Source organism: Kribbella sp. NBC_01484 (assembly GCF_036227145.1).
Lineage (GTDB): Bacteria > Actinomycetota > Actinomycetes > Propionibacteriales > Kribbellaceae > Kribbella.
On the sequence record NZ_CP109437.1, the window covers coordinates 1,048,078 to 1,065,929 of the forward strand.

Annotated in this window: 18 protein-coding genes and 1 tRNA gene; 3 read left to right on the plus strand and 16 right to left on the minus strand. The window is 67.5% G+C overall.

The window, feature by feature from the left end:
- Positions 1-12: 12 nt before the first annotated feature.
- On the minus strand, positions 13-1,026 hold the full coding sequence (locus OG555_RS05130) for a metallophosphoesterase (RefSeq protein ID WP_329481521.1): 1,014 nt from the start codon (positions 1,024-1,026) through the stop codon (positions 13-15).
- Positions 1,027-1,183: 157 nt separating this feature from the next.
- On the opposite strand from OG555_RS05130, the gene proS reads away from it, so the two are divergent.
- The gene (gene proS / locus OG555_RS05135; RefSeq protein ID WP_329481522.1) at positions 1,184-2,596 is read left to right on the plus strand and encodes a proline--tRNA ligase; all 1,413 of its coding nucleotides are present in this window, start codon (positions 1,184-1,186) and stop codon (positions 2,594-2,596) included.
- Between the two features lie 54 nt (positions 2,597-2,650).
- Here the strand turns inward: proS and OG555_RS05140 are convergent, their stop codons facing one another.
- From OG555_RS05140 to OG555_RS05165, 6 genes are all read right to left on the minus strand, one after another.
- Positions 2,651-3,634, minus strand: coding sequence for a helix-turn-helix transcriptional regulator (locus tag OG555_RS05140; protein ID WP_329481523.1), 984 nt, complete (start codon positions 3,632-3,634; stop codon positions 2,651-2,653).
- Between the two features lie 436 nt (positions 3,635-4,070).
- Positions 4,071-5,507 carry a GuaB1 family IMP dehydrogenase-related protein gene (locus OG555_RS05145; protein ID WP_329481524.1) on the minus strand — a complete coding sequence of 479 codons (1,437 nt, stop codon included), beginning with the start codon at positions 5,505-5,507 and terminating at the stop codon, positions 4,071-4,073.
- A 107-nt stretch (positions 5,508-5,614) separates the two neighbouring features.
- Positions 5,615-6,397, minus strand: a complete 783-nt coding sequence (locus OG555_RS05150; RefSeq protein ID WP_329481525.1) for a WbqC family protein — start codon at positions 6,395-6,397, stop codon at positions 5,615-5,617.
- A complete protein-coding gene (locus OG555_RS05155; RefSeq protein WP_329481526.1) occupies positions 6,394-7,053 on the minus strand; it encodes a YdcF family protein in 660 nt (219 codons plus the stop codon). The genes OG555_RS05150 and OG555_RS05155 overlap by 4 nt, the downstream gene beginning before the upstream one ends.
- A complete protein-coding gene (locus tag OG555_RS05160) occupies positions 7,053-8,036 on the minus strand; it encodes a hypothetical protein (RefSeq protein WP_329484950.1) in 984 nt (327 codons plus the stop codon). The genes OG555_RS05155 and OG555_RS05160 overlap by 1 nt, the downstream gene beginning before the upstream one ends.
- The gene (locus OG555_RS05165; protein WP_329481527.1) at positions 7,928-8,152 is read right to left on the minus strand and encodes a helix-turn-helix domain-containing protein; all 225 of its coding nucleotides are present in this window, start codon (positions 8,150-8,152) and stop codon (positions 7,928-7,930) included. The genes OG555_RS05160 and OG555_RS05165 overlap by 109 nt, the downstream gene beginning before the upstream one ends.
- A gap of 458 nt (positions 8,153-8,610) precedes the next feature.
- Between OG555_RS05165 and OG555_RS05170 the strand changes: the two genes are divergently transcribed.
- Positions 8,611-8,952 (plus strand): hypothetical protein, encoded by a 342-nt coding sequence (locus OG555_RS05170; RefSeq protein ID WP_329481528.1) that lies wholly within the window; start codon positions 8,611-8,613, stop codon positions 8,950-8,952.
- A gap of 522 nt (positions 8,953-9,474) precedes the next feature.
- Here OG555_RS05170 and katG read toward each other — a convergent pair.
- Positions 9,475-11,706: a catalase/peroxidase HPI gene (gene katG / locus OG555_RS05175; RefSeq protein ID WP_329481529.1), complete on the minus strand. Its 2,232-nt coding sequence runs from the start codon at positions 11,704-11,706 to the stop codon at positions 9,475-9,477.
- Between the two features lie 36 nt (positions 11,707-11,742).
- A complete protein-coding gene (locus OG555_RS05180; RefSeq protein WP_329484770.1) occupies positions 11,743-12,159 on the minus strand; it encodes a Fur family transcriptional regulator in 417 nt (138 codons plus the stop codon).
- Positions 12,160-12,409: 250 nt separating this feature from the next.
- Between OG555_RS05180 and OG555_RS05185 the strand changes: the two genes are divergently transcribed.
- On the plus strand, positions 12,410-13,213 hold the full coding sequence (locus OG555_RS05185) for an endonuclease/exonuclease/phosphatase family protein (RefSeq protein ID WP_329481530.1): 804 nt from the start codon (positions 12,410-12,412) through the stop codon (positions 13,211-13,213).
- 207 nt (positions 13,214-13,420) lie between these two features.
- Here the strand turns inward: OG555_RS05185 and OG555_RS05190 are convergent.
- The 7 genes from OG555_RS05190 to OG555_RS05220 form a co-directional block, all read right to left on the minus strand.
- Positions 13,421-13,493 (minus strand) — tRNA-Ala (locus tag OG555_RS05190).
- A gap of 83 nt (positions 13,494-13,576) precedes the next feature.
- Complete coding sequence (gene sepX / locus OG555_RS05195; protein ID WP_329481531.1) at positions 13,577-14,362, minus strand: divisome protein SepX/GlpR; 786 nt, start codon at positions 14,360-14,362, stop codon at positions 13,577-13,579.
- Positions 14,363-14,460: 98 nt separating this feature from the next.
- The gene (locus OG555_RS05200) at positions 14,461-15,078 is read right to left on the minus strand and encodes a GNAT family N-acetyltransferase (RefSeq protein ID WP_329481532.1); all 618 of its coding nucleotides are present in this window, start codon (positions 15,076-15,078) and stop codon (positions 14,461-14,463) included.
- Entirely contained in the window at positions 15,078-15,566 is a 489-nt protein-coding gene (locus tag OG555_RS05205) for a MogA/MoaB family molybdenum cofactor biosynthesis protein (RefSeq protein ID WP_329481533.1), read from the minus strand. Before OG555_RS05205 ends, OG555_RS05200 begins: the two co-directional genes overlap by 1 nt.
- A complete protein-coding gene (gene moaC / locus OG555_RS05210) occupies positions 15,563-16,042 on the minus strand; it encodes a cyclic pyranopterin monophosphate synthase MoaC (protein ID WP_329481534.1) in 480 nt (159 codons plus the stop codon). The genes OG555_RS05205 and moaC overlap by 4 nt, the downstream gene beginning before the upstream one ends.
- Positions 16,039-17,265, minus strand: a complete 1,227-nt coding sequence (gene glp, locus OG555_RS05215) for a molybdotransferase-like divisome protein Glp (RefSeq protein ID WP_329481535.1) — start codon at positions 17,263-17,265, stop codon at positions 16,039-16,041. The genes moaC and glp overlap by 4 nt, the downstream gene beginning before the upstream one ends.
- A 103-nt stretch (positions 17,266-17,368) precedes the next feature.
- Positions 17,369-17,845: a GNAT family N-acetyltransferase gene (locus tag OG555_RS05220; RefSeq protein WP_329481536.1), complete on the minus strand. Its 477-nt coding sequence runs from the start codon at positions 17,843-17,845 to the stop codon at positions 17,369-17,371.
- Positions 17,846-17,852 lie beyond the last annotated feature (7 nt).

Here is a 17,852-nt window from a genome sequence, read left to right on the forward strand (position 1 = left end):
GCTTTTGCGTGTTCAGGAGGTGAAGGGGACCCGGGTCCAGGTCAGCGTGGCGGGGTTGCGGGGGTCGACGGTGACGCGGAGATAGTTGTTGACGCCGGTGGAGCCGTCGACCGTGATGCGGGAGAGGTTGGCGACCGGGGTGGTCACGCCGTACAGGCTGACCCACTTCGATCCGGCCGCGAGGGGCTTGTCGCTGTTGTAGACGTGGCTGTCGCCGTTGAAGAGGTAGACCGGGCCACGGAAGGACGCGGACTCACGGGCGATGGCCTGAACGATCGGCTGGAACGCGAAGTAGTCGGCGAACGCCGGCGCCGCCACGGTCGGATCGAACATGTCGGCCTGCGTCAGCAGTACGACGGCCCGGTTGTGCTGCTCGCGGGCCTGCGCGAAGGTGTCGCGGATGCTCTCGATCACCGCGGCCGTGCGCGCGAGCACCTCGGCCGACTGCTCCGGCGTGGGCCCGGTCTTTCCGGTCCACGGGGCCATGCTGTTGTTGCTGCCGACGATGTGCAGGGCCGCGAACGCGACGTCTGCCCGAGTGAACCGAACATCCTCGGGGATGCCCTGGTCAGCCTGGCTGCTGACCTTGGCCGGGTGCTCGCCGAGTGTCCGGCCGGGCTGCGAGAAGAACATCGACCGGATCTTCGCCAGTCGCTCCAGCGGGTTGTACCCGCCGTTGTTGGCCCGGTGGCAGTCGGTCCACTCGTTGTCCCCGATGGTGTAGACGAGCGGGTCGGCGAAGCGGTCGAACTGCGTCTTCACCTGCGCGAAGTACTCGTCGCTGCACACCGACGAGCCGTCCTTGATGTCGCCGAGATGGGTGACCAGCTTCACCTGCTTGTCCGCGTTGATCTCGTCGACCACCTTCGGGAACCCGGCGATCTGGGCCGGGCCGTAGGGGATGTCACCGATCACGGCGAACGAATACTTCTCCGGCCCACGATCCGCGGCAGCGGACGGGATCCCGACCGCCAGCCCGACCAGGGCCAGGCACACCGACAGCACAGGCGCACGACGAACTCTCACAGCTTTTCTCCACTTCCGAGAGGGATACAGGCCAACCTTTCGGTTCGGTGGTGAACTCCGGCTCACGCCCGCGTGAACATCCCCGCCCAGAATCCGCTGAGGCTCCCGCTGGGAATTGCGTGGCACCGGAGTCGGCCGCGTTCCTACACTGACCGGCATGGCTACGACCCGATCCGTACTCGCCTCACCGGCGGCGGACTTTCCCCGATGGTTCCAGGATGTGATTGCCAAAGCCGAGCTCGCCGACAACGGGCCGGTGCGGGGGACCATGGTCATCCGACCGTATGGGTACGCGATCTGGGAACTGCTGCAGGCAGACATGGACCGGCGGATCAAGGCGGCGGGCGCGGCCAACGCGTACTTCCCGTTGTTGATCCCGGAGAGCTATCTGCAGCGCGAGGCCGAGCATGTCGAGGGGTTCAGCCCCGAGCTGGCCGTCGTCACGCATGCGGGTGGCAAGGAACTCGAAGAGCCCGTCGTGGTCCGCCCGACGTCGGAGACGGTCGTCGGTGAGTACATGGCGAAGTGGATCCAGAGCTACCGCGACCTGCCGCTGCTGCTGAACCAGTGGGCCAACGTGGTCCGGTGGGAGCTCCGGCCGCGACTGTTCCTGCGGACGACCGAGTTCCTCTGGCAGGAGGGCCACACCGCCCACGCAACCGCGGAAGACGCCCGCGCCTACGCGACCAGGATTCTGTACGACGTCTATCGCGCGGTGATGGTGGACATGCTGGCGATCCCGGTCGTGACCGGCCGGAAGACCCGGCGGGAGCGGTTCGCCGGCGCGATCAACACGATGACGCTGGAAGCGATGACCGGTGACGGCAAGGCCCTGCAGATGGGGACGTCGCACGAGCTCGGGCAGAACTTCGCGCGGGCGTTCGACATCGGCTACCTGTCCACCGACGGGCAGCGCGAGCTCGCCTGGACCACCTCCTGGGGCAGCACCACGCGCATGGTCGGCGGCCTGATCATGGTGCACGGTGACGACGCCGGCCTCCGGGTCCCGCCGAGGGTCGCGCCCACGCAGGTGGTGGTGCTCGCGGTCAGGGACGAAACCGTCGAGGCCGCGCGGCAGATCGCCGTCGACCTCGGGGCCGCCGGGCTGCGAGTGAGTCTGGACGACCGGACCGACCAGCCGTTCGGCCGGCGGGCGGTGAACTGGGAGCTGAAGGGCGTCCCGGTCCGGATCGAGCTCGGCCCGCGTGACCTCGCCGGCAACGTCGCGACCGTGGTCCGCCGGCTGCGCGACTCCGGAAAGGAGGCCGTGGGCCTGGCTGACCTCACGTCGACTGTGGTTGCTGCGATCGACGCGGACCAGACGCACCTGCTCGAGGAAGCCACGAAGCGGCAGATAGCGCGGACGACGGCAGTTGCCACCGTCGACGAAGCCGTGGAGGCGGCCGCGTCCGGCTGGGCCAGCCTGCCGTACGACGTCGTCGGCGAAGAGGGCGAGGACCGCCTGGTCGCGTCCGGCATCTCCGTCCGCTGCCTCCAACGCCCCGACGGCACCCTCCCGATCGAGGACAACGAGCGCGGCCTGACTGCCTTCGTCGCCCGCTCCTATTAGTTGTGTGGCTCGGCCTCCAGCTTCAGGTTGGAGGCCGAGCCGCATCGCGAGAGCTCAGCGGGCCAGGTACCTGCGGACGTCGTCGGCGACCTGGGCGCGGTTGGGCATGCCGTACTTGCGCAGGATCGCGCTGAGGTGGGTCTTGACCGTGTTCAGGCTGACGCCGAGCTCGGCCGCGAGCTGGTCGTTGTCGAGGCCGTCGACGAGCAGGACCGCGATGCCCTGCTGAGCCTTGGTCAGGCTCGCGAACCGGCGCTCCGGACCCTCGTCGGTGTCCATCAGCATCTCGATCAGCTCGGACTGGATGTGCTCGGTCGCGTCGACGATCCGGGCCAGGTGACTCTCCACGGACGCGCTCACATCCGGCTCGTCCATCGCTTCCGCGACGATCTCGCGGATCGACGCGACCCGGTGGGACAGGTACTCCATCACGTGGTCCGACGTCAGCAGGTTCGGCCCGATGTCACCGGCCGGTAGCCGGCGCAGCGCCTCCCGATCCTCGCCCTCGCGGGTCAGCACCCGCTCGACCAGGCTGCACAACCACTCGAACGCCCGGACCGCGTTGTCGTCGTAGCTCTCCGGCGCATAGCTCTGCATCGACAACATGCCGAACAGTTGGTCCGGCCCGTCCTTCACCGGCCGGAAGATCGGCACAGTCACCACGTCCTCCGAGCGCCGTACCGCGTCACCGAGCGGGATGCCGGCGTGCAGCGCGAGGCCGCCGTCGTAGGCGAAGCGATACGTCTGGCGACGCTTGAGCAGCCAGGACGTCTGGCCGTTGGGGCCGAAGATGTGCGTGTCCGGGTCGACGTACCGGCCGTCGTCGTACGCGTAGGGATAGCGCACGCGGTTGCTGCCCTGCAGGAAGCCGACGAAGAACGCGTCGACACGGGCTACCTTGCCGGCCACCACCCGTACGTAGTCGTACAGACCGTAGTGGTCGGCGCGGTACAGCGCCTCGATCTTGTGGTACGCCTCCCGCAGGATGATCGCGGTTTCCGCGTCCACCCTCAGCGGGACAGCCTTGTCTCCCTCCACAACGCCGGCTCCCCACGAACCCCAAGCAGCTCATCGATCCCTCGACTATGCCGCCGGGCCGGGCAGATTGCCACCACCAGCGTGCTATTCGGACAGGCGAGTGCAGTCGCGGGTGGTGGGTCCGAGTTCCCGAGTCGCCCTCCCAAGCCTCGGTCGAACTCCACAACCACCACCCGCGACCAGTTCCGGACGCCTGTCCTGTCGCCCCCGCGTCGATCGATCCCACTCCCCCTGCGAGATCGGCGACCCCCCGACAGATCCTGTTGGCGTCCCTCCCCTCCACCCCGTGACTACACCGTGCCACCGATTCCGGATCGTGCCTATCGCCCGCCGTATGAGATTGTTGTGTCCTCAATCTCACCCCGGGGATGAGAACGGATGTCGTCGTTTACGCAAGCATCAAACGACGGAATTCGTTGTCAAGTAGGCCCTGCGGTCACCAACTCGTGTCCAGCGGCTTGCCCTCGGCGTACCCGGCGGCGGTCTGCAGGCCGACTACAGCGCGTGCATGGAACTCGGCCAGGTTGGCGGCGCCGACGTACGTGCAGGAGCTCCGGATCCCGGAGACGATGGAGTCCAGCACGTCCTCGACACTCGGGCGCTCGGGGTCGAGATACATCCGCGCGGTCGAGATCCCCTCGCCGAAGAAGCCCTTCCGGGCCCGCTGGAACGGCGTGTCGTCGGCCGTCCGCGACCGCACCGCCCGCGCCGACGCCATCCCGAAGCTCTCCTTGTAGATCCGCCCGTCACTGTCTCGATGCGGATCACCCGGCGATTCGTACGTCCCCGCGAACCACGACCCGATCATCACGCTGGACGCGCCCGCGGCGAGCGCCAGCGCGACATCCCGCGGATGCCGCACGCCGCCGTCCGCCCAGACGTGCTTGCCGAGCTCCTGGGCTCGCGTCGCGCACTCCAGTACGGCGGAGAACTGCGGACGACCCACCGCCGTCTGCATCCGCGTCGTACACATCGCGCCCGGACCGACGCCGACCTTGACGATGTCCGCGCCGGCCGCGACGAGGTCGCTGACACCTTCGGCGGTGACCACGTTGCCGGCGACGATCGGGACCTGGGGCTCGAGACCCCGGACGAGCTCGAGGACTTCGAGCATCCGCTCCTGGTGCCCGTGCGCGGTGTCGATCACCAGGACGTCGATGCCGACGTCGAGCAGCGCCTTCGCCTTCTGCTCGGCGTCGCCGTTGATCCCGATCGCAGCGGCCACCCGGAGCTTGCCGTTCGCATCAAGGGCCGGTTCGTACAGCGTGGCCCGCAAAGCTCGCTCGCGAGTGAGGATCCCGACGATGGTGCCGTCGGCGTCCACCACAGGCGCCAGCCGGTGCCGTCCGTCGTGCAACTGGTCGAAGGCCGTCTCGGCGTCGATCCCGGCCGGCACGGTCAGCAGCTCGCGCGACATGATCCCGTCCAGCTGGGTGAACCGGTCGACACCGGAGCAGTCCGCCTCGGTCACGACGCCGACCGGCCGGCCCTGGTCGACCACGATCACCGCGCCGTGACCGCGCTTGGGCAACAGGTTCAGCGCCTCCCCGACAGTCCCGGTCGGCGGCAACACCAGCGGAGTGTCGTGCACCGGGTCCCGCTCTTTGATCCAGGCAACCACCTCGGCGACCACGTCCACCGGAATGTCCTGCGGGATCACCGCCAGCCCACCACACCGGGCGATCGTCTCCGCCATCCGCCGCCCCGACACCGCTGTCATGTTCGCCGCGACGACGGGAATCGACGTACCACTCCCGTCACTCGTCGACAGATCCACATCCAGCCGCGAGACCACCCCGGACCGATTCGGCACCAGGAACACGTCACTGAAGGTCAAATCCCCCGCAGGCTCCCGATCATGATGAAACCGCATGGCACGACCCCTTCCGCCCGCTGGCAACCTCGCCAGCCTGACATGCCCCCGAGCCACTCACAAGCGAGCCTCGGTCCACATGCCCCCTCGGACCGGTCGCCCGCGGCTCACTGACCGCGTGCCTTTGACTGCCTATCGACTCGGTCGCGGGTTGCGAGGTGATGTCGCAAGTGAACTTCACGCTCGAAGGCGCGCTGTACCGCTGAAACACCAGCGCTCGCCATGGCGGCAATGCTGCTCAGTCGTTGAGCGCCCGCCCAGACTTCGTGACTCGTAGCCGTTGGGACCGAGAAGTAGGTGACACCGATGTCCCGCTCGTAGAACAGATCTGGTCGCAGGTAGTTTGCGCCGCCGGTGCCGCACAGGTAGGTCGTGGCACCGACCGCATGGGTGAGATCGGCCAGACGCGCCGATCGGTCGGCGGAGACGACGAAGTCGCTGCTGCGGACGACGGTGCCGGGCCAGTGGAGCAATTCGAGAAGCAACAGCGTGGAGGTGATCGCCACGTCCGCGAGTGACTCAGTCCTGCTGATCATCTCGGCCACCAGGCCGATGTCAGCCTCGACTGCTGACCAATGGCGTCCACGGCCGTGATGTTGCCTAGTCATTCTCAGGATGCGGCGGATTGATCGGTCTCGCTCCAAAATCATGATGTCGTTGATCAGACTTCTGCGGCCATTAGGCGATCGGACCGGTAGCGACATCCATTGCTGAGCGTTCGGGTCGTCGTGGCGCCCGAGACGGGCACGGTGCTGGTAATCACGGCGAGCGAACTGGACGTCGTCAAGTGCAATCCAGATGTCTGCGGTAAACAACTTGGCGAGCGTGGAAAGACGCGGAAACAGGTTCGGCTGGTGGATTGCGCAGAGCAGCCCACCCGATCGGGTCATGCCGTCATCAGCCGGCTCGTGTAGCCGGCGGCGACCAGGCGGTCATAGGAGGATTCCACCTCGGTCGGGATGTCTTGCTGTACGGCGAAGCCGAGTGCGGGGTACTCCATCACGCGTTGGAGATCGCCGACCAGCATGTCCAGTACGAGTTTGGTATCACCAATGCCGGCGAGGTAGTCATCGAAGCCGATGGGTTCTGAGGCGCAGATGGCTTGAACCTCGGGCCAGACCTTCTGACAAGTCGCGTATGCCCGCCTCTCCATATAGGGCTTCGCGATGAGCAACACAGTCTTGACCGGTATGTCGGCAGACGCCAGCAGATCCCTTGTGAAGGTGAGGTTCTGGCCTGTGTTGGTGGCGTTCGTCTCGACCCTGATCGCCGAGGAAGGCACACCGAGCTCGATGGCGTGTTCTCGATAGTGCACCGCCTCGCCGCGCGGGAATCGCGCTGCAGTGGTGCGGCTGCTGGCGCCGGTGAAGACGATCATCGGGAAGAATTGCTCGTGGTACAGCTTCGCAGTGAACGTCGCCACTCCGAGATCGTGACTGCCCAGCCCGATCCCTACGTCGACGGGCTCCAACCGGTGGTTCATCAGGTGGTAATCCCAGATCGTGCGGGCGTTGTGGAGATCTTTCGCCGAGACCTCGTCGGTCATCAACTCACCTTTCCTGGGTTTGCTTGATCTTGGATCGATCCGATGATCCGGTCGATGCTCGTCACCTGATGAAGCAATTGATGTGCACTGGCAAGCTCCCGACATAGCTCCAACGACGTCAACCCCTCGGAACGCGTCGCGCGATCGGACAGCAGGATGTGCCCGCGTGCCGTGTCGAGCTTTACCTTCTGAAGTGGTGTGCCGATTCCGCCGCTGGCCTGTGCGATATCGATGTGCCGGTGGGCATCGTCGCATTTGTCGAGTGCAAGGTAGGCAAGTGCCAGCTTCTGTTGTCCGACGTTCCACTCGTCCGGCTCGTCGAGTTCCTCGAAGTCGGAAACAGCAGAGGCGATCGCCCCGACCGCCGTCGTCTTGTCGATGCCGACCGATTCGGGCACCTTCGTCAACGCGGTTCCGACCCACATCCGGGCCCTGGCTTGATCCAGCGCGCTCAGCCGCGGGTCGGTAGAGAGTTCTCGATAGCGCGCCGCCGAACGTTCGAGTTCGCCTGACATCTCGAGTACGACGGTGAGGAGAAGTTCGACCTGCGCAGTACGACGCTCTGCTCGGACGTCACCGAAGGCCCGGAGAGCCTGGCGGTAGGTGGACACGGCCGAACCTGGCCCCGTTAGGCGGCCCTGGTCACGGGCGACGTCTCCAAGGAGCATCAACGTACGTCCTCGAAGGTGAAGATCTGCGTCGTCGAGGACGCTGGAATCGGTCCGGGCAAGCCATCGTGCAGCCAGGATGGAGGCGAGCGCGAAGTTCTGCTGTGACGCACTGAGGCGGGCACGATCCAGATCATCGATCCAGTCGTCTCTGCTCCACGGCCTCAGGGTGGTCCGGCCACGCTTGATCGCTGCCGAGCTCGCGGTCAGCTCCTCGAAACGAGCCTGCTCCCTGCCGTTGCCTGGGCCAAGACAGTATCCAGTGCCGCTTGCATCGCCGGCTGAGGGCGACGGACTCCGCCGTTCGACTCCCACTTCGACACCGTACGGATCCCAACACCGAGGTGCTCCGCGAACGCACGCACGCTGAACCGCCGGGCAAGCCTGAGAGCCCTTGCCTCTCTGCCGGTCCAGGTGTTCACCGTCCGCACAGCATTCCTCCCTCCCTGCAATCAAAGCAGCTCAGGCGGTACTTCGCAGCGAAAGTGCCACAGAGGTGCCACAGATGGCCATTGGTGAGCGATCGCCCCGACACCAGGCTGATCAAGCGCATCGATGAACAACTGCGATGGATACAACTGGGAGGTAGGTCGTGAACCAGGGATTCTGGCTGCTGAGCATCATCGCCTGTCTGCTGTACATCGGTCTCGTCCGCGACATCGACCGCGAGGTACGTGACCGATGAGCACCGCTCTGGAACCCCAGCCAGCCGACCACTGCGTCTGTGTCTGGTTCGGCCGACAGAAGCTCGTCGAACATGTCGCCGAGCCAATAGCTGCACGCTCCTTCGAGGCGGCGATGCGGCGACGCTTCGCCAGCCTGCGGATTACCAACGAGCCAGTGACGGCAGCGGATGCTGACGGCACATAGAGGGCGAAGGTCGCCGCGGTTGTCGAGCGATGGCCGCGGCCACGACACGCAACCGCTGCTGCTTGGATACCTGCATCGCGGACTGATGGTAACCGAGGACCAAGTAGAGGCCGGCAAGCAGGAACTGGCAATGTTTGCCAGGGCTGAGGGTTTCACTATGGGCGTCATCTTCGTTGAACACGCTGGCACCTGGCCGGCTGCGTTCGAGGCCCTCATCGAGGCAGTCAATCGCCAGAAGGTAACCGCTGTCGCGCTGCCGAGTCTGTTCCACTTCGCCGCGTTCGGCGTACCGACCGATATCCGGGACTCGTTCGAGCGAGCAACCGGTGCCCGCGTTCTCGTCATACGCCCAGTGCCCTGATGTGCCAGCGGCGGATGCCACCTCATCTCTCTCACTGCGGCTGCCACGCGTTCGGCCGCCGGGCGCTGACGCACACATCAATCGTCCATGTCTGACCCCGATTCCTGCTGCTTAGACAGGGACCTATCGCCGGCTGGCGCGGTGCAGTGCCGAGTCCTGCACTGCGCCAGCCGTTCCACTCTCCATGCTTCCCGCTGCCAGCCACCATGTGTTGAAAGGACCACCATTGAAACGTCTTCGCAAGCTGACCGCCTCCACCAGACCAGCTCTCGCGATGGTCGTCATGATCGTGCTCGCGGAATCACCTGACCGCTCCGGTATGACGGCACTTGCCGGCCGTTCTTCCTGACCGCGCCCGGAAACGAGCCGTGCGGCGCATAACACTTCAGCTCGAAGTTGCGCCGGGGGGTGGGACTACGCAGGCAGTCATTTCGAGGGGAACGTGTCGGGCTGATCAACAGGCCGCACCGTCCGAAGACCGGCTCCCTGGAGGAGGGAGCCGGTCTTCTGCCGCGTGACGGATCAGGCGAGGTCGAAGCGGTCCAGCTCCATCACCTTGGTCCACGCGGCGACGAAGTCCTGGACGAACTTCTCCTTGGCGTCGTCGGAGGCGTAGACCTCGGCGACCGCGCGCAGCTCGGAGTTCGAGCCGAAGACCAGGTCAGCCCGGGTGCCGGTCCACTTGACCGCGCCACTCGCGTCGCGGGCCTCGAAGAACTCCTGGCTGTCGTCCGTCGACTTCCACTCCGTGCCCAGGTCGAGCAGGTTCGCGAAGAAGTCGTTGGTGAGCGTGCCCGGGTTCTCGGTGAGGACACCGAGCTTCGAGCCGTCGTAGTTCGCGCCCAGGACGCGCAGACCGCCGACCAAGACGGTCAGCTCCGGCGCACTCAGGGTGAGCAGGTTCGCCTTGTCGAGCAGCAGGTACTCGGCCGGGAGCCGGTTGCCCTTGCCGTAGTAGTTGCGGAACCCGTCCGCGGACGGCTCGAGCGCGGCGAACGAGTCGACATCGGTCTGCTCGAGCGACGCGTCCGTACGACCAGGCGTGAACCGTACGACGACATCGTGGCCGGCGTTCTTCGCCGCGACCTCGACGCCGACACCACCGGCGAGCACGATCAGGTCGGCCAGCGAGACCGGCTTCCCGAACGACTGCTGGATGCCCTCGAGCGTCCGCAGCACCTGCGCCAGCTGGTCCGGGTTGTTGACCTCCCAGCCGCTCTGCGGCTGCAGCCGGATGCGCGCGCCGTTCGCGCCACCGCGCTTGTCACTGCCGCGGAAGCTCGAGGCCGAGGCCCACGCCGTCGAGACCAGCTGCGACACCGACAGCCCCGACGCCGCGATCTGCGCCTTCAGCGCGTTGACGTCGTCGGCGCCGATCAGCTCGTGGTCCACCGCCGGGACCGGGTCCTGCCAGATCAGCATCTCGGTCGGGACCTCCGGGCCGAGGTAGCGCACGATCGGGCCCATGTCGCGGTGGGTCAGCTTGAACCAGGCCCGCGCGAACGCGTCGGCGAACTCGTCCGGGTTGTCCTTGAAGCGACGCGAGATCGGCTCGTAGATCGGGTCGAAGCGCAGCGCCAGGTCCGTGGTCAGCATGGTCGGCTTGTGCTTCTTCGCCGCGTCGTAGGCGTCGGGGATGACCTCCTCGGCGTCCTTGGCGACCCACTGGTTCGCGCCGGCCGGGCTCTTGCTCAGCTCCCACTCGTGACCGAACAGGATCTCGAAGAAGTCGTTGCCCCACTGCGCCGGCGTCCGGGTCCAGGTGACCTCGAGGCCGCTGGTGATGGTGTCCGGGCCCTTGCCGGTGTTGTAGGTGTTCCGCCAGCCCAGGCCCTGGTGGTCGATCGGCGCGCCTTCCGGCTCGGCACCGACGTACTGCTCCGGGTCGGCCGCACCGTGCGTCTTGCCGAAGGTGTGGCCGCCTGCGATCAGCGCGACGGTCTCCTCGTCGTTCATCGCCATCCGGCCGAAGGTCTCGCGGATGTCGCGGGCCGACGCGATCGGGTCCGGGTTGCCGTTCGGGCCTTCCGGGTTCACGTAGATGAGGCCCATCTGGACCGCGCCGAGCGGCCTCTCCAGGTCGCGGTCACCGCTGTAGCGCTCGTCGCCCAGCCAGGTGGTCTCCGGGCCCCAGTAGACGTCGTCCTCCGGCTCCCACACGTCCGGACGGCCACCGGCGTACCCGAAGGTCTTGAAGCCCATGGTCTCCAGCGCGACGTTGCCGGTCAGGATCAGCAGGTCGGCCCAGGAGAGCTTCTGGCCGTACTTCTTCTTCACCGGCCAGAGCAGCCGGCGGGCCTTGTCCAGGTTGGCGTTGTCGGGCCAGCTGTTCAGCGGCGCGAACCGCTGCTGACCGGCGCCGGCGCCACCGCGGCCGTCGCTGATCCGGTAGGTGCCGGCGCTGTGCCAGGCCATCCGGATCATGAACGGGCCGTAGTGCCCGAAGTCGGCCGGCCACCAGTCCTGCGACGTGGTCAGCACCTCGGCGATGTCCGCCTTCACGGCGGGCAGGTCGAGGGTCTTGAACGCCGCGGCGTAGTCGAACTCCTCGCCCAGCGGGTTCGCCACTGCCGGGTTCTTGGCCAGGATCTTCAGGTTCAGCTGGTTCGGCCACCAGCCGCGGTTCGCGTTGCCGCTGGTCGGGTGGGTGCCCTGACCGTGCGCGACCGGGCAGCCGCCCGAGGCCTGCGCGGTCTCTTCGCCGCGGCTCTCCTCGCTACCTTCACCGGGCAGTGGCTCATGGATCTCGGACATCGGATTCCTTCCAGGACTGGAGGTTTTCAAAGGAAGTCAGGTACGGCGTGCGCAGTCGAAGCACAGGCCCCAGTAGATGACCTCGGCCTCGTCGACGACGAAACCGTGGTCCTCGGACGCGGTCAGGCAGGGCGCGTGCCCGACCGCACAGTCGACATCGGCGATGGCGCCGCACGACCGGCAGACGGCGTGATGATGGTTGTCTCCCACCCGCGACTCGTACCGGGCCACCGACCCCAACGGCTGGATCCGCCGAACCAGGCCCGCCGCCGACAACGTGTGCAGCGAGTCGTACACGGCCTGGTGCGAGACCTCCGGCAATTCGTTGCGCACGGCACCGATAATCGAGTCCGTGTCCGCATGCGGATGCGCGTACACCGCGGTCAGCACCGCCACTCGCGGCCGGGTCACCCGTAGCGCGGCCCCACGCAACAACTCCTGGAGCTCATCCATCGTCGGCACGTGTCGCAGTCTGTCGGGTTTTCTGGAATCAGTCAAGATTAGCTGCGGCGATTCTCACTTTGAGACATCCCCGGCGCAGATCCTTGCCTCAGGCACCTACCTGGCCGGGTAGCAGCGTACGTCGTGGGCGACCTGGACCCTAGCCATCGCCATCATGGTGCGCGCAGACGTCAACGCCCGCGCAACAGCCTCCGCAGCCCAATGCGAGGCCCCGGCCTCCAGGGGTACGATCTGCCGGGCCATGATTACGCGGCTGATCGTCGCCACCCTCAATACCCGTGGGCTCCCTCTGAAGGGCACCCGCATAGCCGAGCGATTCGCCGCGATTGCGGCCGAGTTCGACGCCGGCGACATCGACGTGGTCTGCCTGCAGGAGGTGTTCGTCTACCACCACCTGGCACACCTCCGGAAAGGGATGCCGTCCTTCCCGCATGTGGCCTATCGGCCGTCGGTGGCCGGCCCCGCCGGCGGCCTGGTCACGCTGTCGCGGCTGCGCCTGGCCGGGACGGCGTACGCACGCCTTCCGCGGTCGTCGCGCCACTCAGGCATACCCGCTCGAGCCCGGGTCAGCGCCTTCCACAGCGGGCTACTCACCGTTCGGCTGGCCGACAGCCGGGTCCGCGTGCTCAACATCCACCCGACGGCCAACACCGACGGCGACTGGTCGGAACACAATCGATTCCGTCAGCTGCAGCGGGACCAGTTCACTGCGCTCGCGCAGGCAGTCGCGACCGACAACTCACCGACGGTGGTGTGCGGAGACTTCAACGTCGCCCAGGCGAGCACCCTGCACCGCGAACTCCGGCGGCGATCCGGTCTGCGCGATGCGTTCGACGGCGAGTGCCCACCCACCTTCCATGCCGAGTACCTCCCACCAGGCAGCGAACCGCACTGCATCGACTTCATCCTCGTCACCGAGACGATCGAGGTCGAAGACACAGCTCTACTACTCACCGACAAGCGGCCCCTTCCCACCGGCCCCACCTACCTGTCAGACCACATCGGACTCCTGGCCCGCCTCCGCCTCCCCAACCCGCCCGCTTGAGCGGGCAGCGGCGAACAGCCATAGTTGCCGAGCGAAGCGACGGCACCACCGAACGCGGCGAGCAACCACAACCGCCGAGCGAAGCGACGGCGCCGGGGGGTGCGGGTGGCGGAGCCCCCGCTCGCGGCAAGCGAAGCGCAGCCGCACAACACGACGAAGGCGACCCGGTCCGCGCTTTCCGCGGACACGAGTCGCCTATCGACTTCGTGGAGCTGAGGGGATTCGAACCCCTGGCCTCTTCGTTGCGAACGAAGCGCGCTACCAACTGCGCCACAGCCCCGAGTCGGTCACCAGTTGCCTGGCGACCGCGAAACTCTAACACGCCTATGGTCGCCGGTTAAAACCGAGGTTGTCGAGCGGGTTTCAGTCGCCGACGGCGCGCTTGACCTCGGTCTCCTCGGGCTTCTCCGCCGGCTCGGGGAGCGGCCCGCGTTCGGCCGGATCCGTCGTACGCGCGGAGGAGAAGACCTCGTCGTCGGACAGCGAGATGGTGCGGACGGTGCGGTCCGGAGCCTTCTCCTTCATCACGTACGTCGGGAGCGTCACCGGCACCGGATCCCACAGGCCCTCGGCGGGCGGCGCGGGCTTCGCCACCTGAGGCTCCGCAGGGAGCTTGACCTCGATCGTCATCTCCTCGTCCGGAGAAGGCGCGGGCTTCCCAGCCGGACCGCGGTCGTGGCGGGCCTGCATCCGGGCGCGCCGCTCGGCCGCCAACCGAGCACGTGTGCGTGCCTGCCGCCGGAGCTGCACCCGGGTCAGTACGACGAATCCGACGATCAACGCGCCAGGAATGGCGACCGTCCACCACAGCAGCATCTCCAGACCGGCCAGGGCTACGACCGACAGGAGCGAAAGGGTCAGGATCGACAGCACCCGCCGGCGGCGCATCGCGGCCACCCGGCGGGCTCGATTGGGGACGTACCGCGTCGGAGGAGGCGGCAGATCACCTGCCGGCGTCGCGTCGTCCACAGCACCGGCCGGGCGTACGACGTACCGCGGCCGCGACGGGTCACGCGACAGTACCCGCGCGTCGGCCGACGACGACACCGGGCGGCGCCGCGCCTCGTCGTTCCGCTTCAGCAGCATCGGGACGAGGTAGGCGGCCCACGCGGCGACGATCGCCACATAGATCAGCCCTGTCGTCCCCATGCGACGACGCTAAGGCGCGGCGAGGGCCAGATGGGGTACGTGAGTCGGTGTGTCGCAAGAAGACTCGTGTGACTGATGTGAATAGCGACGCTGAGTGATCATCGCAGTCGCGCTACGAGACCGGGCCCGACCTCCTCGACGTTCAGCGCGAAGATGCGGTGGTCGCGCCAGTCGCCGTCGATGTGCAGGAACCGCGGCCGCTCGCCCTCGTACCGGAAGCCGAGCTTCTCGACCACCCGCAGACTCGCCTTGTTCTCGGGGCGGATCGCGACCTCGATCCTGTGCAGGCCAAGGGTGAACCAGCAGTGGTCCGCGGCCAGCGCGACCGCGGCCGGCACGATGCCGCGGCCGGCGTACTGCTCGTCGACCCAGTAGCCGAGGTTCGCCCAGCGGGCCGAGCCGTAGGTGATCCCGGACACCGTCAACTGCCCGACCAGCGGCCACTTCGCCCGCGCACCGGCACCTGCTGCGGCGCCGTATGTGATGACGAAAGGCAGCATCCGGCCATAGCGCGCCTGGCGGTTCCAGTCGCGCGCCATGGCTCGGAACGTCCGCGCACCGTCCTCCGCACCGGGCGGCTGGGTCGCGTCCCACGGGCGCAGCCAACTGACGTTGCGCTGGCGCGCTGCGGCCCACTCACCGCCGTCGCCGGCACGCAGCGGTCGGAGCGCGACCTGCCCGTGCTGAAGCTCCACGGGCCAATGCACGATCGCCATCAGTCGGTATCCGCCCGGACATGGTCACCGCCGTGCACCTGCTCGACGGCGTGCCGCAGCAACGGTTCCAGTACGGCGAGCCCGTCCTTCACGCCGCCGCGTGAACCGGGCAGGTTCACGATGACCGTCGTACCAGCCACTCCGGCCAGTCCACGAGACAGTGCGGCAGTCGGTACGCCGTTCGCCACGCCATAGGACCGGATGGCCTCAGCTATTCCCGGCACAAGCTTGTCGAGCACCGCAGCGGTTTGCTCCGGCGTCGCATCGGTCGGTGAGATCCCTGTGCCACCAGTCGTCAGCACAACGTCGTACGACGCCTCGACCGCAGCACGCAGTGCGTCACCGACGGGCGGACCGTCCGGCACGACCTGCGGGCCGGACACCTCGAAGTCCCACGACGTCAGGCGTTCGGCGATCAGTGGGCCGGTGGTGTCGGTGTAGACGCCCGCAGCCGCGCGGTTCGAGACACTGACCACGAGGGCTCTCACGGCCGCTCCCAGTGGCCGGTCTTCCCGCCCTCTTTGAGTTCCACGCGGACGTCGGACAGCACGGCGGCCGGATCGATCGCCTTCACCATGTCGATGACCGCGAGCCCGGCGACCGCGACGGCGGTGAGCGCCTCCATCTCGACACCGGTGCGGTCGGTGGTCTTCACCTGGGCCTGGATCAGGACGGCGTCGTCGGTGACCTCGAGATCGACCTTGGCGCCGGTGATCGCGATCGGGTGGCAGAGCGGGACCAGATCGGGCGTCCGCTTGGCGCCCATGATGCCGGCGATCCGGGCGACGCCGAGCGCGTCACCTTTCGGTACGCCGTCGCCGCGCAGCGCGGTCACCACCTCGGCCGAGACGAGAACCTTGCCGCTGGCAACAGCCCGGCGGCTGACCGCATCCTTGGCCGACACGTCCACCATCCGCGCCGCCCCGGTCTCGTCGACATGGGTCAGCCCAGGGTCCTGCGTCATCGGGTCTCCTCGTCCAGCAGCAACAGCTCGACCTGATCGCCGGCCCGGACCGCCGTCACGTCCTCGGGCACCACGATCAGTGCGTTCGCGCGGCTCAGCCCGCCGAGCAGGTGTGAGCCGTGCCCGCCGACTGTACTGGCCATCCAGCCCTCGTCGCCGGACCTGGCCGCGGCGCGGACGAACTGCCGTCGCCCGGAGGGCGAGCTGAACCCGTCCAGCGTCACGCCCGGCACAGTGGTCCGCCGGTACGGCATCTGGCCCATCAGCTTGCGCAGCGCCGGCCGGACGAACACTTCGAAGGACACGTACGCCGACACCGGGTTGCCCGGCAGCGTGAAGATCGGCACCTCGTCCTCACCGAGCACACCGAAGCCCTGCGGCTTGCCCGGCTGCATCGCGACCTGCGGGAAGTCGACCGTGCCGAGCTTGGAGAGCTCCTCCTTGACCACGTCGTACGCACCCATGCTGACGCCACCGGTGGTGATCATCAGATCCGCGCGGACCAACTGATCGGACAGCGTGTCCATGATCCGCTTCGGGTCGTCGTCGACGATGCCGACGCGGTACACCACGGCGCCGGCGTCCCGTGCGCACGCGGCCATGGTGTAGCTGTTCGAGTCGTAGATCTGTCCCTCGCCGAGCCGACTTCCAGGCTCCCGCAGCTCCGCACCGGTCGAGACCACAACCACGCGGGGGCGGGGGCGCGCTTTCACACGCGCTCGGCCGACAGCCGCGAGTACGGCGATCTGCCGCGGCCCGAGCACGGTGTCACGGTCCAGAACCTGGTCCCCCGCGTGCACGTCCTCACCGGCGCGTCGCACCGACGCTCCGAGGGCGGGCTGCTGAGCGATCCGCACGTTCACGGTGCCGCCGTCGGTCCACTCCACCGGTACGACGCTGTCCGCGCCCCGCGGCATCTCCGCCCCGGTCATGATCCGCACACACGTACCGGGGGTCACCACGATCGGCTCACTCCGCCCAGCCCGGAACTCCCCGACAACGGGCAGGGTGATGGGGTTGTCCTGCGACGCCCCGGCCAGGTCCGCGGCCTGGACGGCGTACCCGTCCATGGCCGAGTTGTCGAATCCCGGCAGGCTGACCCCGGAGACGACATCCTCACAGAGCACCAGCCCCAGCGCCTCCATCAGTGGCTGATCGAACGCCGGCAGCGCCGTCACCCGCCCGAGCACAACCTCCAAATGCTCATCCACAGTCCGTCTCACGAGCCCGACCCTAATCCGTGCAGATCGACAGGAGGTAGTTGGCGCGTCGGCGGGCCCTCAGGCTCGTGCCCACGCCCACCACGCACCGAGTCGGCACTACCTCCTAATCGACCTGCACACTTTCCGGGTGGTTGCCCCAGGTCATGCGGACGTCGGGGGCGCGCTCCTCGTTGGTGGCGCCGTTGGTGCGGCGTACTTCGGTGAAGCCGTGGGAGCGGTAGAAGGACTGGGCTCGGGTGTTGGTCTGGAAGGTCCAGAGGGCGAGACCGCCGGGGCGGAGGTCCTTGGCGAGGTCGACCAGGGTCGAGCCGACGCCCCGGCCGGCCGCGTCGGGGTCGACGTACAGCTGGTCGAGGTCGTCGCCGTCCAGGGTCAGTACGGCGACGATCCGGCCGTCATCCAGCGCAATCCAGGTCTGCGCGTCCGGCAGCAGCACCTCGGCGAACCAGGTCGCCACCTGCTCGGCGGTGTGGATCGCCGGCGGCAACTGCGCCCCATCCGCATGCCGCGACCGCCACCACACCGCAGCGGCCTCGTCCGTGTCGTACGGCTCCAACGGCCTGATCAGCAGGTCGTCCATTCACTCC